This is a genomic window from Variovorax sp. GW821-FHT06D12 (assembly GCF_059419205.1).
Genome location: NZ_JBWKRI010000003.1, coordinates 56,289 through 72,450, shown reverse-complemented (window position 1 = coordinate 72,450; position 16,162 = coordinate 56,289). Strand labels below are relative to the sequence as shown.

Here is a 16,162-nt window from a genome sequence, read left to right as displayed (position 1 = left end):
TCGAATGCAAGCTTCGCAAGTCTCGAAGTCGGATGGCCCCGTTCCGGAACAAACGCCGACGCACGCGTCGGCAAACCGGGCATTTTAGCTGTCTTGTTTCTAACCCCTGGATTACCCATGTATCGCCGACTGCCCCCCGCCATTTCACTGCACGATGCTGCGGCAGGCGCCCCCACCCTGGGGAGCCTGATGGCGCGCGCGCGGGACACGGCCGAGCGGCTGAAGGCCATCGAAGGGTTGATTCCACCAGCCATGCGCGCGGCCATCCAGCCCGGGCCAGCCGAGGGCGATGTGTGGTGCCTGCTGGTCAAGGGCAGCGCCGCGGCCGCCAAGCTGCGCCAGCTGTCGCCGATGCTGGTCACGCGGCTGAAGAACCGGGGCTGGGACGTCGCGACGATCCGCATCAAGGTGCACACGGGGCGCTGAGCCCCGGGATTGCACACCGCCTCAGGCGGTCACGGCGCGGTCGGGCCAGCTCGGGTCGCTCGACGCGTCGGAGGTCAGCACCATCACGACATGCGCATCGGCCGCGATGGTCTCGGCCTCGCGCAGCTGCCGCACGGCCCCCAGGCCCGCCGCTGCCGCCAGTTCGGCGCTCACGCCGGCCGCGGTGAGCAACCGCCGCGCCGCGCGGGCCTCGTCGTCGCCCACCACCACGGCACCGCCGCCGCTGGCCGTAGCGGCCTGCCATTGCAGATAAGTGACGGTCGCGCCCGCGCTCGACAGCTGCGCCGTGCGACCAGGGTAGCTGCCGTTGAGCGCCCCGCCGCCGAGCACGCGCGACAGCCGCGGGAAGGGCTCGACCAGCCACATCCGCGGCAGCCGCGCGATGCGCCCCGCCGCCAGCAACTCGCGAAAACCGGCGTAGATGCCCCAGGCCATGTCGCCGCGCCCGGTCGGCACCACGACGTGGTCGGGCAGGCCGCCGTCCTTCAGGCACTCTTCGGCGATGGCCTTGTAGCCCTCCACGCCCAAGGGTGCGCTGCCCAGCGCCGGCAGGCGGTAATTGGACAGCGCGAAATACCCGGGGTACTGCGAGCGCTCGCGCACGAAGCCCCAGCGGCCGGTGTTGTCGGCGAACACATAGCGCCGCGCGCCCAGCGCGTCGAGCTGGCGGGCGTAGGTGGCGGGCATCGCCTCGTAGGAGGCCACCTCGCAACCGAGCCCCGCGGCCCAGGCGTAGTGGGCCGCCGACACCGCCGTGTTGCCCGACGAGGCGAGCACCAGCGTGTGGGCCCCGGCGTCCAGCGCCTGCGCCACGCCCATCGCGGTCAGCCGGTCTTTCGGCGAACCGGTCGGGTTGCGCGATTCGTCCTTGATGCTCAGGCGCGCGATGTCGAACTGCCGCGCCAGCTCGGGCATGTCGTGCTGCGGCGTGTTGCCCTCGCCGAGCGAAAAGCCCTGCACGTACGGCATCGGCACAACGTCCGGGCCGCCGGGCCGGTAGCTCGCGCGCAGCCCGACGTGAAAGCCGGCCTGCCGGCAGGCCGGGCAGCCGTCGTTGGCGAGCGTGACCGGGTACAGCGCGTCGCAGCGCAGGCACTGCAGCCCCTGCAGGCGCGGATTGCGCTGCGGCGTGAACGAGCGGCCGAGCACCCCGGCCGGCCGCCCCGGCAGGAAGGTCTGCGCGGGGCTCTCCGGCGGCGCGGTGAACTTGAAGTCCAGGACGGGCGATGGGGTCACGGATCGTTGACTCGTTAATAAATGTGACCGAATCTTATTCAAAATCAACAAAATCCACGATACGGGAGTTCATCCCATTGCAGCGGATTTCAGTTTTCCTTCACTTATTTCCAGCTGAATTCGTGGTTCAGCCCGATCACCACGCCGCGCACGCCCTGCGGCCCGGTGCGCGAGGTGCTGATGTCGACGCTGATCAGCGGCGTCAGGCTGAAGCGGCCGCCCACGCGCGAGGTCCACAGGCCCCCTGCCCGGTGGCGCTCGGCGATCAGCGACACGGCGTCGTTCAGCGCCCACTCCACGGCCAGGCCGCCGCGCGGCGTGCGCACGCCGGTGCCCAGCGCCCAGTCGGCGCCCAGGTTGGCGTGGATCTGCAGGCTCTCGGTCGGCCGCCAGGTGAGCGGCACGACCAGCTGGCCGCCCCAGCGACCGCCGCGCCGCAGGTCGGCCACCGCGCCCATCGACACGGCGGCGCTGAAAGGCGCGTCGGCGGCCGCGCCGGCAAAGGTCCACTTGAGCTGCGGGCCGCCCGTGACCGAATGGACGCCCTGCGCCGACAGCCGGTCGAAATTCAGCCCCAGCTCGACCGGCCCGACCCGGCAGGCAGGCCCGACATGGAAACCCGTCGTGACCGGCTCGGCACCGCTGCGGCCCCACCAGGTTTCGTACTGGCACTGGCCGGGATCGAGCGTGCCGGCGTCGTCGACATCGAAGTGGCCGGCGGCCTGCGCGCCGAGGCCCGGCAACGCCGCGACTGCGGCAAGAAGCAGGCGTGCGGTGCGGTTGTTGTTGTTCTTCATCTCGTGCTTCCCTCAGAGAGCCCTGCCTCATTCTAGGAAGCCGGAAAGTCCGCGCCATGACGCGGCAATGCCATCCCCCGCCCTTCAGAGTTCGAACTGCGGCTGCAGCTCGCGGATGCGCTTGATCGCCACGCCGGCCGCTGCCGTGCGCGTCTCCACGCCCAGCTTCACGTACACGCGCTCCAGGTGTTTCTTGGCGGTGGCCGGGCTGCTGCCGAGGATCTCGCCGATGTCCTTGTTGGTCTTGCCCTTGACCACCCAGTACAGCACCTCGGCCTCGCGCGCCGTGAGCTTCAGGCTCAGGCTCATGGCCTCGATCACGGCGGTGTCGGACACCTCGCGCATGACGATCATCCATTCGTCGCCGGCGTCGTCCTCGCCGGTCTGGCGGTGCAGTCGCAGGCTCAGGCTGCGCGCGCCCTGCGCGATGACCAGGGCCGGCGGCTCGATGCCGCGCGCGCGGGCGTCGGGCGCGTGCTGGCGCAGCCAGCCGAGCACGGCCGGCGGCGTCTCGGGCGCCTGCGTTTCGCAGTAGCGCGCCAGCAGGTCGCGCGCCAGCGCCGTCTGCCAGATCAGCCGCCCCTCGGGCAGGCGCACCGTGATGCTCGCGTAGCCGAAGGCGTCGAGCGCATTGCGTGCCTGCCCGGCCTGGTGTGCCTCCTGCCGCGCGCGGCGGGCGCCCTGCAGGTGCACGTTCATGCGCGCCAGCACTTCCTTTGGCTTGATCGGCTTGGTGACGTAGTCGACCCCGCCCGCCTCGAGCGCGGCCACGAGGTGCTCGGTTTCAGTGAGGCCCGTCATGAACACGATGGGAATGTGCGCGGTGGCCGCATCGGCCTTGAGCCGGCGCGCCACCTCGAAGCCGTCGATGCCCGGCATCATGGCGTCGAGCAGCACGATGTCGGGCCGCGCCTGCGCGGCGCGCTGCAGCGCCTGCTCGCCGTTGGTGGCGATGAGCACGGTGTAGCCCGATTCGTCGAGCGCGTCGTGCAGCACGGCGAGGTTGTCGGGCACGTCGTCGACGATCAGCACCAGGTCGCCGTGGGCGCCCTGCTGCTCGCGCAGCGTGCGGGCGAGCGGTGAAGCGGGCAGGGTCGGTGGAGACAAGAAAGTCATGCGGCGCCCTCGGCGGCTTCGGCCAGCGCGCGGCCCATGGCTTCGAACTGGAACTGGCGGGCCAGCGCGCGCTGGGCCTCGGTCCACGCGGCGCACTCGGGCTGCGCGGCGTCGATGTCGTCGAGCTGGTTCATGATGCCGCGGAAGTAGCCCAGGCCCACCGCCTCGTCGAGCGCGCGCAGGCGCGCCAGCGACGGCGGCTGCATCGCGCGCGGCGCGGCCACGGCGGGCGCGGGCCGGTCGGCGGTGTCGGTCCACTGCAGGGCCAGCCGACGCTCCAGCCAGTCGAGCAGTTCGGTGTGGCGCACGGGCTTGACGAAGAAATCTTCGGGCGCAATGCCCACGTCGTTGTCCAGGCCCTTGTCGAAGGCGTTGGCCGAGACGATGGCCACCGACGCCTCGGCCAGCCCCAGCTTGCGCGCGCGGCGGATGGTCTCCCAGCCGTCGATGCCGGGCATCGCGAGGTCGACGAACATGGCGTCGGGCCGGTAGCCGGCGGCGATGAGGTCCAGCGCGTCGTGCCCGCTGGCCGCGCTGCGCAGCTCGAAGCCCAGCGGCGCGAGCACATGGCCCAGCAGCTCGCGGTCGGCCTCTTCGTTGTCGACCACCAGCAGGCGCCGCCGCGCGCCCTCGTAGCCGCGCCGCGCGCGCGGTGCCGGCGCGATGCGCGCACTGCCCGCCACCGCCTCGTGCACGCGCGGCAGGAACAGCCGCACGCAGAACAGCGAGCCCTCGCCCGGCGTGCTGCGCACCTTCATCTCGCCGCCCATCAGGTCGGTCAGCATCTTCGCGATGGTCAGGCCCAGGCCCGCGCCCGGTGCCGACGACACCGCCGCATGGCCGCGCGCAAAGGGCTCGAAGATGCGCTCGATGTCGGCCGCCGTCATGCCCGGCCCGGTGTCCTCGATCTCGATCGCGGCGAACTCGCGCGCGTAGGAAATACGCAAGGTCACCTGCCCCGCCGCCGTGAACTTGATCGCATTGCCCAGCAGGTTGATGAGGATCTGGCTCACGCGTTTTTCGTCGGCGCGCACCACGTCGGGCAGCGTGCCTGCCGCCTCGAAACGGAAGCGCAGGCCCTTCTCGGCCGCCTGCAGCTCGAACATGTCGGCCAGCTCGCGCATCGCATCGGCAAAACGCATCGGCCGCGCGTCCAGCGTGAGCTTGCCGGCTTCGATGTGGGCGATGGCCAGCGTGCCCTCGATGAGCGACAGCAGGTGCTCGCCGCCGCGCTTGATGACGGCCACCGCCTGCTGGCGGTGCGGCGGCACCGAGTGGTCTTCGCCCATGAGCTGCGCATAGCCCAGGATGCTGTTGAGCGGCGTGCGCAGCTCGTGGCTGATGGCGCTGATGTAACGGCTCTTGGCCTGGTTCGCGAGGTCCGCCGCGCGCCGCGCCTGGTCGGCCGCGAGCTTGGCGTGCTCGGCGATCTCGCGGGCTTCTTCGGCGCTCTGCTTGGCGTCCTGCAGTGCGCGGTCGGTCTCGCGGTGCAGGGCAATCTCACGCACCAGCAGGTGGGTCTGCCGGTTCGATTCTTCCTGCGCCACCTTGCGGCTCTGGTGCGCCAGCACCAGCCACCACGCGACGATGCCCGCGATGACCAGCAGCGCCATGTAGGCCTTGAGAAAACCCGAGCGCAGCGACGCCTGCTGCACGGCGACCAGCGCCCCGCCCACGTCGGCCTGCGCCGCCAGCGCGAGCGCGCCTTCGCTCAGGGCCCGCAGCTCCTGCTGGTAGAGCACGCCGAACACCACGGCCAGCAGCGGCACGATGACCAGCATCAGCAGCAGGAAGTGCCCGAGCCCCGTGTCGAGGTAACGCCAGCTGCGACGCGGCAGCAACCAGCGCAGCACCGCCGACCACTGCGCCGACAGGCTCGCGTGCGGCTTGCACAGGTCGCCGCAGCGCGCGTCGAGCGTGCAGCACAGCGAGCAGATCGCGCCCTGGTAGGCCGGGCAGTGCGCCATGTCGGGGCCTTCGTACTCGCGCTCGCAGATCACGCAGTGCTGCACCTTCAGGCGCTGGTAGCTGCCGCCCTCGTCCGGCGATGGCTCGACCCGCGCCCAGCGCACCTTGCGCCCGCCCGCGGCCGGCGCGAACAGCACCGAGCCGCCCGCGTCGGACGTGCGCGCGAGGTAGTACTTGCCGCCCGTGGCCCACGCCAGCAGCGGCGACGCGACCAGCGCCGTGCCCAGCGCGATCAGCGCCGAGAAGGCCTGCGCCAGCGGCCCGAACACGCCCAGGTGCGCCGTGATCGACAGCACCGACGCCAGCGCCATCGCGCCCACGCCCACCGGGTTGATGTCCCACAGGTGCGCGCGCTTGAACTCGATGCCGGGCGGCGACAGCCCCAGCGGCTTGTTGACGACCAGGTCGGCCACCACGGCCATCATCCAGGCGATGGCGATGTTGGCGAACAGGCCGAGCACGTCGCCCAGCGCCTCGAACACGTTCATCTCCATCAGCATGAAGGCGATGAGCGCGTTGAACACCACCCACACCACGCGCCCCGGGTGGCTGTGCGCCACGCGCGAGAAGAAATTGCTCCAGGCCAGCGAGCCCGCGTAGGCGTTCGTCACGTTGATCTTCAGCTGCGAGACCACCACGAACAGCGCCGTCGCCGCCACTGCCCAGCCGTAGTTCGGGAACACGTACTCGTAGGCCGCCAGGTACATCTGGTTCGGATCGACCGCACGCTCGACCGGCACCATGTGCGTGATCGCCAGGTAGGCCAGCGCGGCGCCGCCCAGCATCTTGACCACGCCCAGCACCACCCAGCCCGGCCCGCCCGCCAGCACCCCGGCCCACCAGCGGCGCGCCGTGGCCGTGGTGCGCGCCGGCATGAAGCGCAGGTAGTCGGCCTGCTCACCCATCTGCGTGATGAGCGCGATGCCGACCGTCAGCGCGGCACCGAACAGGTGCAGATTGAATCCTTGTGCGCCCGACCTCGCCCCGCCGTAGTGCGTGATGCCCGCGAACGCACCAGGATCGCGCACCAGCACGAAGACGAAGGGCACCACCAGCATCAGCAGCCACAGCGGCTGCGTCCACAGCTGCAGCCGGCTGATCACCGACACCCCGTGCGTGACCAGCGGAATAACTACCAGCGCGCACACCAGGTAGCCCCACACCGGCGGAATGCCCAGCGCCAGCTCGAGCGCATAGGCCATCACGGCCGCCTCGAGCGCAAAGAAGATGAAGGTGAAGCTCGCGTAGATCAGCGAGGTGAGCGTGGAGCCGATGTAGCCGAAGCCGGCGCCGCGCGTGAGCAGGTCCATGTCGACGCCGTAGCGCGCCGCGTACACGCTGATCGGCAGCCCCGCCAGGAAGATGATGAGCCCCGTGACCAGGATCGCCCAGAAGGCATTGGCGAATCCGTACTGCACCAGCAGCGTGGCGCCGACCGCCTCCAGCACCAGGAACGAGGCCGCCCCGAAGGCCGTGTTGGCCACCCGCCACTCGGACCATTTGCGAAAGCGCTGCGGCGTGTAGCGCAGCGCGTAGTCCTCCAGCGTTTCGCTCGCGACCCAGCTGTTGTAGTCGCGCCGCACCTTGACGATGCGCTGGGGGGCGTCGTCGGTCAGGAGAGGTGGGTCGGCGGAATTCACACCGTTTCGGTGCAGCTTCCGTGCCACCGGGTACGGCATTTGGCGAACAGGGCACGACTGTTGCAAAGAGACAGCCTTGCCCATAATCACCGACCGCCACCCGACCCCACCCCCGCCATGGAACTGACCCCGCGCGAAAAAGACAAGCTGCTGATCTTCACGGCGGCGCTGCTGGCCGAGCGCCGCAAGGCGCGGGGGCTCAAGCTCAACTACCCGGAAGCCGTCGCGCTGATCACCGCCGCCGTGATGGAAGGCGCCCGCGACGGCAAGAGCGTCGCCGAGCTGATGAGCGAGGGCCGCAGCGTGCTCACCCGCGCCGACGTGATGGACGGCATCGCCGAGATGATTCCCGACATCCAGGTCGAGGCCAGTTTTCCCGACGGCACCAAGCTCGTGACCGTTCACCAGCCGATCGTCTGAACCTCCGCCACAAGAAGAAAGACCTTTTCATGCGCTTCGCAAAGACTCCCGCCCTGCTCTCCGCCCTTCTTCTGCCGCTGGCCGCCAGCGCCCACACGGGCGTCGACGGCGGCGTGCACCACGGTTTCGTCACCGGCTTCATGCACCCGCTGACCGGCGCGGACCACCTCGCGGCGATGGTCGCGGTCGGCCTGTGGAGCGCGCTGGTCGCGCGCCGCGCCTGGCCCGACCTGCTGTGGGCGCCGCTGGCCTTCGCGGGCATGCTGCTCGCGGGCGCGCTGGCCGGGCTGGCCGGCGTGCAGCTGCCGGCCGTCGAACCGATGATCGCCGCGTCGCTGCTGGTGCTGGGCCTGCTGGTCGCCACGCGCGTGCACCTGCCGGCCGGCGTCGCCATGGCCGTGGTGGGCCTGTTCGCCGTCTTCCACGGCGTGGCGCACGGCCACGAACTGGCGGGCGAGCACGGCGCCGCCCTCACGCTGGCCGGCATGGTCAGCGCCACGCTGCTGCTGCACGCGGTGGGCATCGCGCTGGGCTGGGCGCTGCGCCACGCCAACGCCTGGCTGACGCGCGTGGCCGGCGCTGCCGTCGTCACCCTCGGCGCCACGCTGCTGGCCCAGGCGGTCTGAGGCGGCCATGACGCCCGGCGAACTCCTCACCGACGACGGCGAGCACACGCTCAACCCCGGCCGCCGCGCCCTCACGCTGGTGGTGCGCAACACGGCCGACCGGCCGATCCAGGTCGGCTCGCACTACCACTTCGCCGAGACCAACGGCGCCCTCGACTTCGACCGTGCCGCCGCGCGCGGCATGCGGCTGAACATCGCCTCGGGCGCCGCGGTGCGCTTCGAGCCGGGCCAGCAGCGCACGGTCGAACTGGTCGACTTCTCGGGCGATCGCATCGTCTACGGCTTTCGCGGCCTGGTTCAAGGAAAGCTCTAAAACATGGCCACCATCGGGCGACGCGCCTACGCAGAAATCTTCGGCCCCACCGTGGGCGACCGGGTCCGCCTTGCGGACACCGACCTGCTGATCGAAGTCGAAGCCGACTACACGCTGCGCGCCGGCGGCTACGGCGAAGAGGTGAAGTTCGGCGGCGGCAAGACGATCCGCGACGGCATGGCGCAGTCGCAGCGCACGCGCGCCCAAGGCGCCGTCGACACGGTGATGACCAACGCGTTGATCCTCGACCACTGGGGCATCGTGAAGGCCGACATCGGCCTGAAGGACGGCCGCATCGCCGCCATCGGCAAGGCCGGCAACCCCGACGTGCAGCCGGGCGTGGACATCGTCATCGGCCCGGGCACCGAGATCATCAGCTGCGAAGGCACCATCGTCACCGCGGGCGGCATCGACAGCCACATCCACTTCATCTGCCCGCAGCAGATCGAGGAGGCGCTGGCCTCGGGCGTGACGACCATGCTCGGCGGCGGCACCGGCCCGGCCACCGGCACCTTCGCGACCACAGCCACGCCCGGCCCGTGGCACATCGAACGCATGCTGCAGGCGGCCGATGCGTTCCCGATGAACCTGGGCTTCCTCGGCAAGGGCAACGCCAGCCTGCCCGATGCGCTGCACGAGCAGATCGAGGCCGGCGTCATGGGCCTGAAGCTGCACGAAGACTGGGGCACCACGCCGTCGGCCATCAGCAACTGCCTGGACGTGGCCGACGCCACCGACACGCAGGTGGCGATCCACAGCGACACGCTGAACGAATCGGGCTTCGTCGAGAACACCATCGCCGCCGTGGGCGGGCGCGCCATCTGCGCCTTCCACACCGAGGGGGCGGGCGGCGGCCATGCGCCCGACATCCTGCGCGTGGTGGGCGAGGCGAACTTCCTGCCCTCGTCGACCAACCCGACGATGCCCTACACCGTGAACACGCTCGACGAGCACGTCGACATGCTCATGGTGTGCCACCACCTGGACGCCGGCATCGCCGAAGACCTGGCCTTTGCCGAGTCGCGCATCCGCAAGGAAACCATCGCCGCCGAAGACGTGCTGCACGACCTGGGCGCGATCAGCATGTTCAGCTCCGACAGCCAGGCCATGGGCCGTGTCGGCGAGGTGGTCATCCGCACCTGGCAGACCGCGCACAAGATGAAGCAGCAGCGCGGCACGCTGCCCGAGGACAGCGAGCGCAACGACAACTTCCGCGCGCGGCGCTACGTGGCCAAGTACACGATCAACCCGGCCCTCGCGCACGGCATCGCGCACGAGGTGGGCTCCATCGAAGTCGGCAAGTGGGCCGACCTCGTGGTCTGGAAGCCGGCCTTCTTCGGTGTGAAGCCCTTCACCATCATCAAGGGCGGCACCATCGCGATGGCCGCGATGGGCGACCCCAGCGCATCGATCCCCACGCCGCAGCCGGTGCACTTCCGGCCGATGTTCGGCGCCTACGGCGGCTCGCTGGCCAAGAGCTCGCTGACCTTCGTCTCGCAGGCCGGGCTGGCCGCGGGCATCAAGGAGCGCTACGGCCTGAGCAAGCACCTGAGCGCAGTGAAGAACATCCGCAACGTGCGCAAGCAGGACCTGATCCACAACGGCTACACGCCGAAGATGGAGATCGACGCGCAGACCTATGCCGTGCGCGCCGACGGCCACCTGCTCACCTGCGAGCCGGCCAAGGTGCTGCCGATGGCGCAGCGCTACTTCCTGTTCTGAAGGAGGCCGCGACGCGGCCGTCCGACGGGTTCGCAATCAAGGTGAGCGCAAGGCGCGAAGCCGCAGACAGTGCTGACGCACGGCAAGGCGTCGCAACGCGGCGATCGCCTTGATTGCGAAGCCGTCTCAGACCGCCGGGTGCCGGCGGTGCCAGTCGGTCGCCCGCTGGAACGCCCAGCCCGCGCGCACCAGCAGGTCTTCGCCGAAGTGCGGCGCCACGAACTGGAAGGCCACCGGAACGCCCGCCTCGGTGGCGCCACCCGGCAAGGTGAGCGTGGGGCTGCCCGTGAGGTCGAACGGGCAGGTGTAGCGCAGCATGCCCGCGAGCAGCTCCGGGTCCACGCCGAGCTGGCCGGCGCGCTCGAGCGTCGGCGCCGCGAAGGGAATGGCCGGGATCAGCAGCAGGTCGACCTGTTCGAAGAACGTGCGCACGCGGCCCGTGAAATCGGCGCGGCGCAGCAGCAGCTTCTGGTAGTCGGTGGCGCTTTGCGACAGGCCCAGGTCGATCAGCCCCGAGAGGCCCGGGCCGTACTCATCGCGCCGCGACGGGTACGTGGCCTCGTGCGCCACGGCGGTCTCGACCGCGCACAGTGGCGACCAGTCGAGCACGGCCTGCGCCGTGTCGGGAAACACCACCTCGCGCACCGAGGCGCCCAGCGATTCGACCGTGCGGATCGCGGCGGCGAGCGTGGCGCGCGTGGGGGCGTCCACGCGGTCCAGCGTCCAGGCGGGGTCGATGCCGACGCGCAGGCCGGCCAGGCCGCGCGTCATCGTCGCCAGGTAGTCGGGCACCGGCAGCGTGCTGGCCGTGGGATCGCGCGGGTCGGCGCCCGCGATGGCCGCCAGCATCGCGCCCGCGTCGGCCGCGCTGCGCGTCATCGGGCCGATGTGGTCGAGCGAGGCAGCGAGTTCGAAGGCGCCGTGGCGGCTCACCCGCCCCCATGTCGGCTTCAGGCCCGTGATGCCGTTGGCCGCCGACGGAAAGCGGATCGATCCGCCCGTGTCGGTGCCCAGCGCGCCGAAGCACAGCCCCGCCGCCGTGGCCACGCCCGAGCCGCTGGACGACACGCCGGGCCACAGCGTGGCGTCCCACGGATTGACCGGCGAGGCGATCTGCGGATGGTGGTCGGCAAAGGCGCCTTCGGTCTGCTGCAGCTTGCCCAGGATCACCGCGCCGGCTTCGCGCAGGCGGTGCACCACGGTCGCATCCTCGGTCGGACGGAACGACTTGTGGATCGTCATGCCGTGCGCGCTCGGCACGCCCTCGGTCCACAGCAGGTCCTTCACGGCCAGCGGCACGCCGTGCAGCGGTCCGCGCGCGCGGCCGGCGGCGATTTCGGTGTCGGCGCGGCGCGCCTCGTCGAGCGCCTGCGCGTCCATGCGCCTCGCGTAACTGCGCAAGCGGCCGTCGACGGCTTCGATGCGCGCGAGCATGGCGCGCGTGACCTCTTCCGACGAGCGCTCGCGCGACTGGATCTGCCGGCCGACCTCCAGCAGTTCGAGATGATGCAATTCCTTGTCCGCCATGACTGACTCCCGCGTGTGTAGGGTTGAGAAAGAAGGTCCGAATCCAAGTGGCAGAACCTGCCACCCCGGGCGAACCTTATCGGCGCGCGGCGGCCCGCGCTGGTCTCTTCCGGACATGCACTTGTGCTGGGGCGGACACCCCGCGCGCGGCGCTCAGCGCGGCTTCAGCAGCGTGTGCGGCGCGCAGCCGTAGGCCTTGCGGAAGACCCGGCTGAAATGCGACAGGTCGGAAAACCCGTGCTGGAACGCGACGTCGGTCACGCTGTGCGCGCGCCCGCCCACCAGCGCCTCGCGGCTGGCCGCCAGGCGCGCCTGCCAGACCGCGCCCATCGCCGTCTCGCCCTGGCGCGCGAACGCCCGCGCCACCGTGCGCGCCGAGACGTGGTGCGCCTGCGCCATCGTGTCGAGCGAGAGCGCCGGGTCGTCCAGATGGCGCTCGATGTAGGCCGTCATGCGCGCATGCAAGCCGCGCTCGGCGCCGGCGTCGCCAGCCATGTCCTGCTGCAGTTCGAGCGTCACGGCCAGCAGGTCGATGAGCGCGCCGCCGAAGCGTTCGGCGGCGACGGAATGCGGCTGCGCGAAGGCGGGGTTCGCCGTCTCCCGCAGCATCGCGTGCAGCGGTGCCGCGCCGGGACGGTCCGCCGCGATGGTGCGGGCGGTGAAGTCCTCGGCCTTCGCGAAGCGCCGCAGCAGCAGCCGGCGCGGCATGCGCGCCAGGTAGACCGAGCGCGCGTCCAGCGTGCATTCGAACGGCCGGCCGGCGTCGTAGAGCAGCATGTCGCCGCTGCGCAGCCGCCCCTGCCGCCCGCCTTGCACCAAGGTGCCTTCGCCCTCCTGCACGAACGCCAGCCACAGGTCGTCCAGCGGATGCCGGCGCAGGTGGGGCGCGTCGCGCGACCAGTGATGCATCGGCGCCGACATGCGGTTGACGCTGACCGCGCCCACCTCACGCACGTCGAGCCGCCCTTCGAACGGCTCGGCCGTCATCGCACGGCTGGCCGCGGGAATGCAGTGGCGGCACACGACGTCGTGCCAGTAGTCGAAACGCAGCGGGGTGGCGACGTCGGTCGTCAGGTAGGCCAGGCTGTTCATGACGCGCATGCTGGGGCGGATGGGGCGCGCAGGCAAGCCCCCAGTCCACAAGGCCCGATATTTGCTAACGAAGGAAAGCCCGTTCCCGGCACGTTGGCCTCGCCGACGGGCTTGGGACATCACGCCGAACAGGGGCTGCAAGAGGCGCTACATTCATCGGCCTCATTCGACCCCGCAACCCGCCATGCTCACCGCCAACAAACTCATGCCCCAGGGCCGCGGTCTCGCGCCCGTGCTGCTCAAGCGTGCCGCCACCATCGAACTCGACTGGGACGTGCGCCAGAAAAGCCGTTTCGACGCCACCGACTCGCAGGGCCGGCAGATCGGCATCTTCCTGCCGCGCGGCACCGCGGTGCGCGGGGGCGACGTGCTGGTGGCGGAAGACGGCTCGCTGGTGCGCGTGATCGCGGCGCCGCAGCCGGTGCTGCGCATCACGCACTGCACCGCCCACGGCACGCCCTTCGACCTGACGCGCGCGGCCTACCACCTGGGCAACCGGCATGTGCCGATCGAGCTCAAGCCCGATCACCTGAAGATCGAACCCGATCACGTGCTGGCCGACATGCTGCGTTCGATGCACCTGATCGTCGTCGCCGTCGAGGAAGCCTTCGAGCCCGAAGGCGGCGCGTACGGCGCGCAAGGGCATTCGCATGGCGGCCACAGCCATGACCACAGTCACGACCACGGGCACTCGCACGGCAGCGGCCCGAAGCCCCTCGTGCTCGCCCCCGAACTGCTCGACGACGATCACGGCCACTCGCACTGAAATGAACGACGGCCTTCCCGTGCGCAGGACACTGGGTGCTTCCCGCAGCGAAATCAAGGAGGAGGCCGAAGGCCGGGGGACATTCGCGGAGGGAAGTACCCGGTGGCCTGCGCACGCGCCCTGAACCACTGCGCAAAAAAATGCCGACCCCGCACAGCCTCCTCCAGCTCATCTGGCTCGCCTCCCCCGCCCTGCCAGTGGGAGGCTTCTCGTATTCCGAAGGCGTCGAGGCCGCGGTCGAATGGGCCGGCATCAACTCCGAAGCCAGCGCCACCGAGTGGCTCTCCGACCAGCTGCACCTGAGCTTCGCACGCGGCGACCTCGCCCTGGCCGCCCAGGCGATCACTGCCTGGCGCGCGAACGACGTACAACGCATCCGCACCCTCAACGACTGGGTGCTGCACACCCGCGAATCCGCCGAGTTCTTCCTGCAGACCGAGCAGATGGGCCGCTCCTTCGTCGAGTGGCTGAAGCTGCACCATGCCGACACGGCCGAGGTCTTCGCCGGCCTGCCCGCGACCTACCCCGTGGCCTTCGCGTTCGCCGCCAGCCGCACCGAAGCCACCGTGCAGGACGGCTGCCTGGCCTTCGCCTTCGGCTGGGCCGAGAACATGGTGGCCGCCGCCGTCAAGGCCGTGCCGCTGGGCCAGAGCGCGGGCCAGCGCATCCTGTCGCGGCTGGCGAACGAAATCCCTGCGGCCGTTGACCGCGCAATGCAACTGAGCGACGACGAGCGCCAAGCCTTCGCGCCCCTGCTGGCGGTGTTGTCGGCTCGCCATGAAACACAATATTCCCGCCTCTTCCGAAGCTGACCGAACCGGACCTTTTCGCCCATGACCTCCGCCCTGCACCACATCCCGAACCGCACCAAGAAGCTCCCGCCGCTGCGCGTGGGCATCGGCGGCCCCGTCGGCTCGGGCAAGACCACCCTGCTCGAAATGCTCTGCAAGGCGATGCGCGACAAGTACGACCTGGTCGCCATCACCAACGACATCTACACCAAGGAAGACCAGCGCCTGCTCACCGTGGCCGGCGCGCTGCCGGCCGAGCGCATCATGGGCGTGGAAACCGGCGGCTGCCCGCACACCGCGATCCGCGAAGACGCCTCGATCAACCTCGAGGCCATCGACCGCATGCTCGAAGACTTTCCCAACGCCGACATCGTGTTCGTCGAATCGGGCGGCGACAACCTCGCGGCCACCTTCAGTCCCGAGCTGTCGGACCTCACCATCTACGTGATCGACGTGGCCGCCGGCGAGAAGATCCCGCGCAAGGGCGGCCCCGGCATCACCAAGAGCGACCTGTTCGTCATCAACAAGACCGACCTCGCGCCCTACGTGGGCGCGAACCTCGACGTGATGGAACAGGACACCCAGCGCATGCGCCGCCAGCGCCCCTACGTGATGACCAACCTCAAGACGCTCACGGGCGTCGCCGAGGTCGTAGCCTTCATCGAGGCGCGGGGCATGCTCACCGCCGCCTGATTCTTCCACCAGGGCGGCGGTGGGCGCTCAGTGCGCCACGGCCTCCGGCATCTGCCCGAACTTCCCGCTGCCGAAGTCCTTCATCGCCTGCACGATCTCGTCGCGCGTGTTCATCACGAACGGGCCGTGGCCGACGATGGGTTCGTCGATCGGTTCACCGCTCAGCAGCAGCACCACCGCGTCGTTGTTGGCGTCCAGCGTGAGCGCATCACCCGCGCGGTCGAGCAGCACCATCTGCGCGTCGCGCACGACCGTCTCGCCGTTCACCTGCACCGTGCCGCGCAGCACCACCACCGCGGCCGTGTGGCCTTCGGGCACAGGCAGCGTCACCTGCGCGCCCTGGTTCAGGCGCAGGTCCCACACGTCGATGGGCGTGAAGGTGCGCGCCGGCCCCTTGTGGCCGAGGTAGTCGCCCGCGATCACGCGCACGCTGCCCGCGCCTTCCGGCAGCGGCACCGACGGAATCTGCGCATCGACGATGGCCTGGTAGCCGGGCGTGGCCATCTTGTCCCGGGCGGGCAGGTTGACCCACAGCTGCACCATCTCGAGCTCGCCGCCGTCGCGCGTGAACGCTTCGGAATGGAACTCCTCATGCAGGATGCCCGCGCCGGCGGTCATCCATTGCACGTCGCCGGGGCCGATGGTGCCGCCCTGCCCGGTCGAGTCGCGGTGCGACACCTCGCCCTTGTAGACGATGGTCACGGTCTCGAAGCCGCGGTGCGGGTGCTGGCCCACGCCGCGCGGCTGAGCGGTCGGCGTGAACCGGGCCGGACCGGCGTAGTCAAGCAGCAAAAAGGGGCTGGCGTGGCGGCCCAGCGTGTCGTAGCTGAACAGCGAGCGCACGGGAAAACCGTCGCCCACCCAGTGCGGGCGCGGTGCGCTGTAGGTGCCGAGGATCTTCTTCATGGTCTGTGTTCCTTTCCATCTGGCGGCTCGCCCGGAACGGGAAAGCCATGGATCAAGGATGAGGCCGCAACGATGCTTTGAGTAGATGCCAGAATTCGCCCT

The 16,162-nt window shown here is 70.2% G+C and carries 15 protein-coding genes; 8 read left to right on the top strand and 7 right to left on the bottom strand.

Translation table 11 applies throughout. The features are described 5' to 3' along the window. The first annotated feature begins 117 nt into the window (after window positions 1-117). On the top strand, window positions 118-426 hold the full coding sequence (locus AC07SQ_RS10975) for a DciA family protein (protein ID WP_062474543.1): 309 nt from the start codon (window positions 118-120) through the stop codon (window positions 424-426). A gap of 21 nt (window positions 427-447) precedes the next feature. Here the strand turns inward: AC07SQ_RS10975 and AC07SQ_RS10970 are convergent, their stop codons facing one another. The 4 genes from AC07SQ_RS10970 to AC07SQ_RS10955 form a co-directional block, all read right to left on the bottom strand. Continuing rightward, window positions 448-1,683, bottom strand: coding sequence for a pyridoxal-phosphate dependent enzyme (locus AC07SQ_RS10970; protein ID WP_492734146.1), 1,236 nt, complete (start codon window positions 1,681-1,683; stop codon window positions 448-450). A 104-nt stretch (window positions 1,684-1,787) separates the two neighbouring features. Beyond that, window positions 1,788-2,480 (bottom strand): PA4824 family protein, encoded by a 693-nt coding sequence (locus tag AC07SQ_RS10965; RefSeq protein WP_495265183.1) that lies wholly within the window; start codon window positions 2,478-2,480, stop codon window positions 1,788-1,790. A gap of 84 nt (window positions 2,481-2,564) precedes the next feature. After that, window positions 2,565-3,596 carry a response regulator gene (locus tag AC07SQ_RS10960; protein ID WP_495271196.1) on the bottom strand — a complete coding sequence of 344 codons (1,032 nt, stop codon included), beginning with the start codon at window positions 3,594-3,596 and terminating at the stop codon, window positions 2,565-2,567. Then, window positions 3,593-7,243: a hybrid sensor histidine kinase/response regulator gene (locus tag AC07SQ_RS10955; RefSeq protein WP_495271197.1), complete on the bottom strand. Its 3,651-nt coding sequence runs from the start codon at window positions 7,241-7,243 to the stop codon at window positions 3,593-3,595. Before AC07SQ_RS10955 ends, AC07SQ_RS10960 begins: the two co-directional genes overlap by 4 nt. A gap of 78 nt (window positions 7,244-7,321) precedes the next feature. On the opposite strand from AC07SQ_RS10955, the gene AC07SQ_RS10950 reads away from it, so the two are divergent. The 4 genes from AC07SQ_RS10950 to ureC are packed head-to-tail and all read left to right on the top strand — an operon-like array spanning window position 7,322 to window position 10,285. Then, window positions 7,322-7,624: an urease subunit gamma gene (locus tag AC07SQ_RS10950; protein ID WP_062474548.1), complete on the top strand. Its 303-nt coding sequence runs from the start codon at window positions 7,322-7,324 to the stop codon at window positions 7,622-7,624. Window positions 7,625-7,653: 29 nt separating this feature from the next. Continuing rightward, window positions 7,654-8,250: a HupE/UreJ family protein gene (locus AC07SQ_RS10945; protein WP_495271198.1), complete on the top strand. Its 597-nt coding sequence runs from the start codon at window positions 7,654-7,656 to the stop codon at window positions 8,248-8,250. Window positions 8,251-8,257: 7 nt separating this feature from the next. Beyond that, window positions 8,258-8,563 carry an urease subunit beta gene (locus tag AC07SQ_RS10940; RefSeq protein ID WP_070063624.1) on the top strand — a complete coding sequence of 102 codons (306 nt, stop codon included), beginning with the start codon at window positions 8,258-8,260 and terminating at the stop codon, window positions 8,561-8,563. A gap of 3 nt (window positions 8,564-8,566) precedes the next feature. Then, complete coding sequence (gene ureC / locus AC07SQ_RS10935) at window positions 8,567-10,285, top strand: urease subunit alpha (RefSeq protein ID WP_495271199.1); 1,719 nt, start codon at window positions 8,567-8,569, stop codon at window positions 10,283-10,285. Between the two features lie 126 nt (window positions 10,286-10,411). Here ureC and AC07SQ_RS10930 read toward each other — a convergent pair whose 3' ends face one another. Both AC07SQ_RS10930 and AC07SQ_RS10925 read right to left on the bottom strand, forming a co-directional pair. Beyond that, window positions 10,412-11,812 (bottom strand): amidase, encoded by a 1,401-nt coding sequence (locus AC07SQ_RS10930; RefSeq protein ID WP_495271200.1) that lies wholly within the window; start codon window positions 11,810-11,812, stop codon window positions 10,412-10,414. Window positions 11,813-11,965: 153 nt separating this feature from the next. Continuing rightward, complete coding sequence (locus AC07SQ_RS10925; RefSeq protein WP_495271201.1) at window positions 11,966-12,904, bottom strand: AraC-like ligand-binding domain-containing protein; 939 nt, start codon at window positions 12,902-12,904, stop codon at window positions 11,966-11,968. A gap of 184 nt (window positions 12,905-13,088) precedes the next feature. Between AC07SQ_RS10925 and ureE the strand changes: the two genes are divergently transcribed. The 3 genes from ureE to ureG all read left to right on the top strand — a co-directional run bounded on the left by ureE (window position 13,089) and on the right by ureG (window position 15,154). Next, window positions 13,089-13,670: an urease accessory protein UreE gene (gene ureE / locus AC07SQ_RS10920; RefSeq protein WP_495271202.1), complete on the top strand. Its 582-nt coding sequence runs from the start codon at window positions 13,089-13,091 to the stop codon at window positions 13,668-13,670. Between the two features lie 140 nt (window positions 13,671-13,810). Then, window positions 13,811-14,482, top strand: coding sequence for an urease accessory protein UreF (locus AC07SQ_RS10915; protein ID WP_495271203.1), 672 nt, complete (start codon window positions 13,811-13,813; stop codon window positions 14,480-14,482). 21 nt (window positions 14,483-14,503) lie between these two features. Further along, window positions 14,504-15,154, top strand: a complete 651-nt coding sequence (ureG, locus tag AC07SQ_RS10910; protein WP_495271204.1) for an urease accessory protein UreG — start codon at window positions 14,504-14,506, stop codon at window positions 15,152-15,154. A 27-nt stretch (window positions 15,155-15,181) separates the two neighbouring features. On the opposite strand, the gene AC07SQ_RS10905 is transcribed toward ureG, so the two are convergent. Next, window positions 15,182-16,060, bottom strand: a complete 879-nt coding sequence (locus AC07SQ_RS10905; protein ID WP_492694010.1) for a pirin family protein — start codon at window positions 16,058-16,060, stop codon at window positions 15,182-15,184. Window positions 16,061-16,162: the final 102 nt, after the last annotated feature.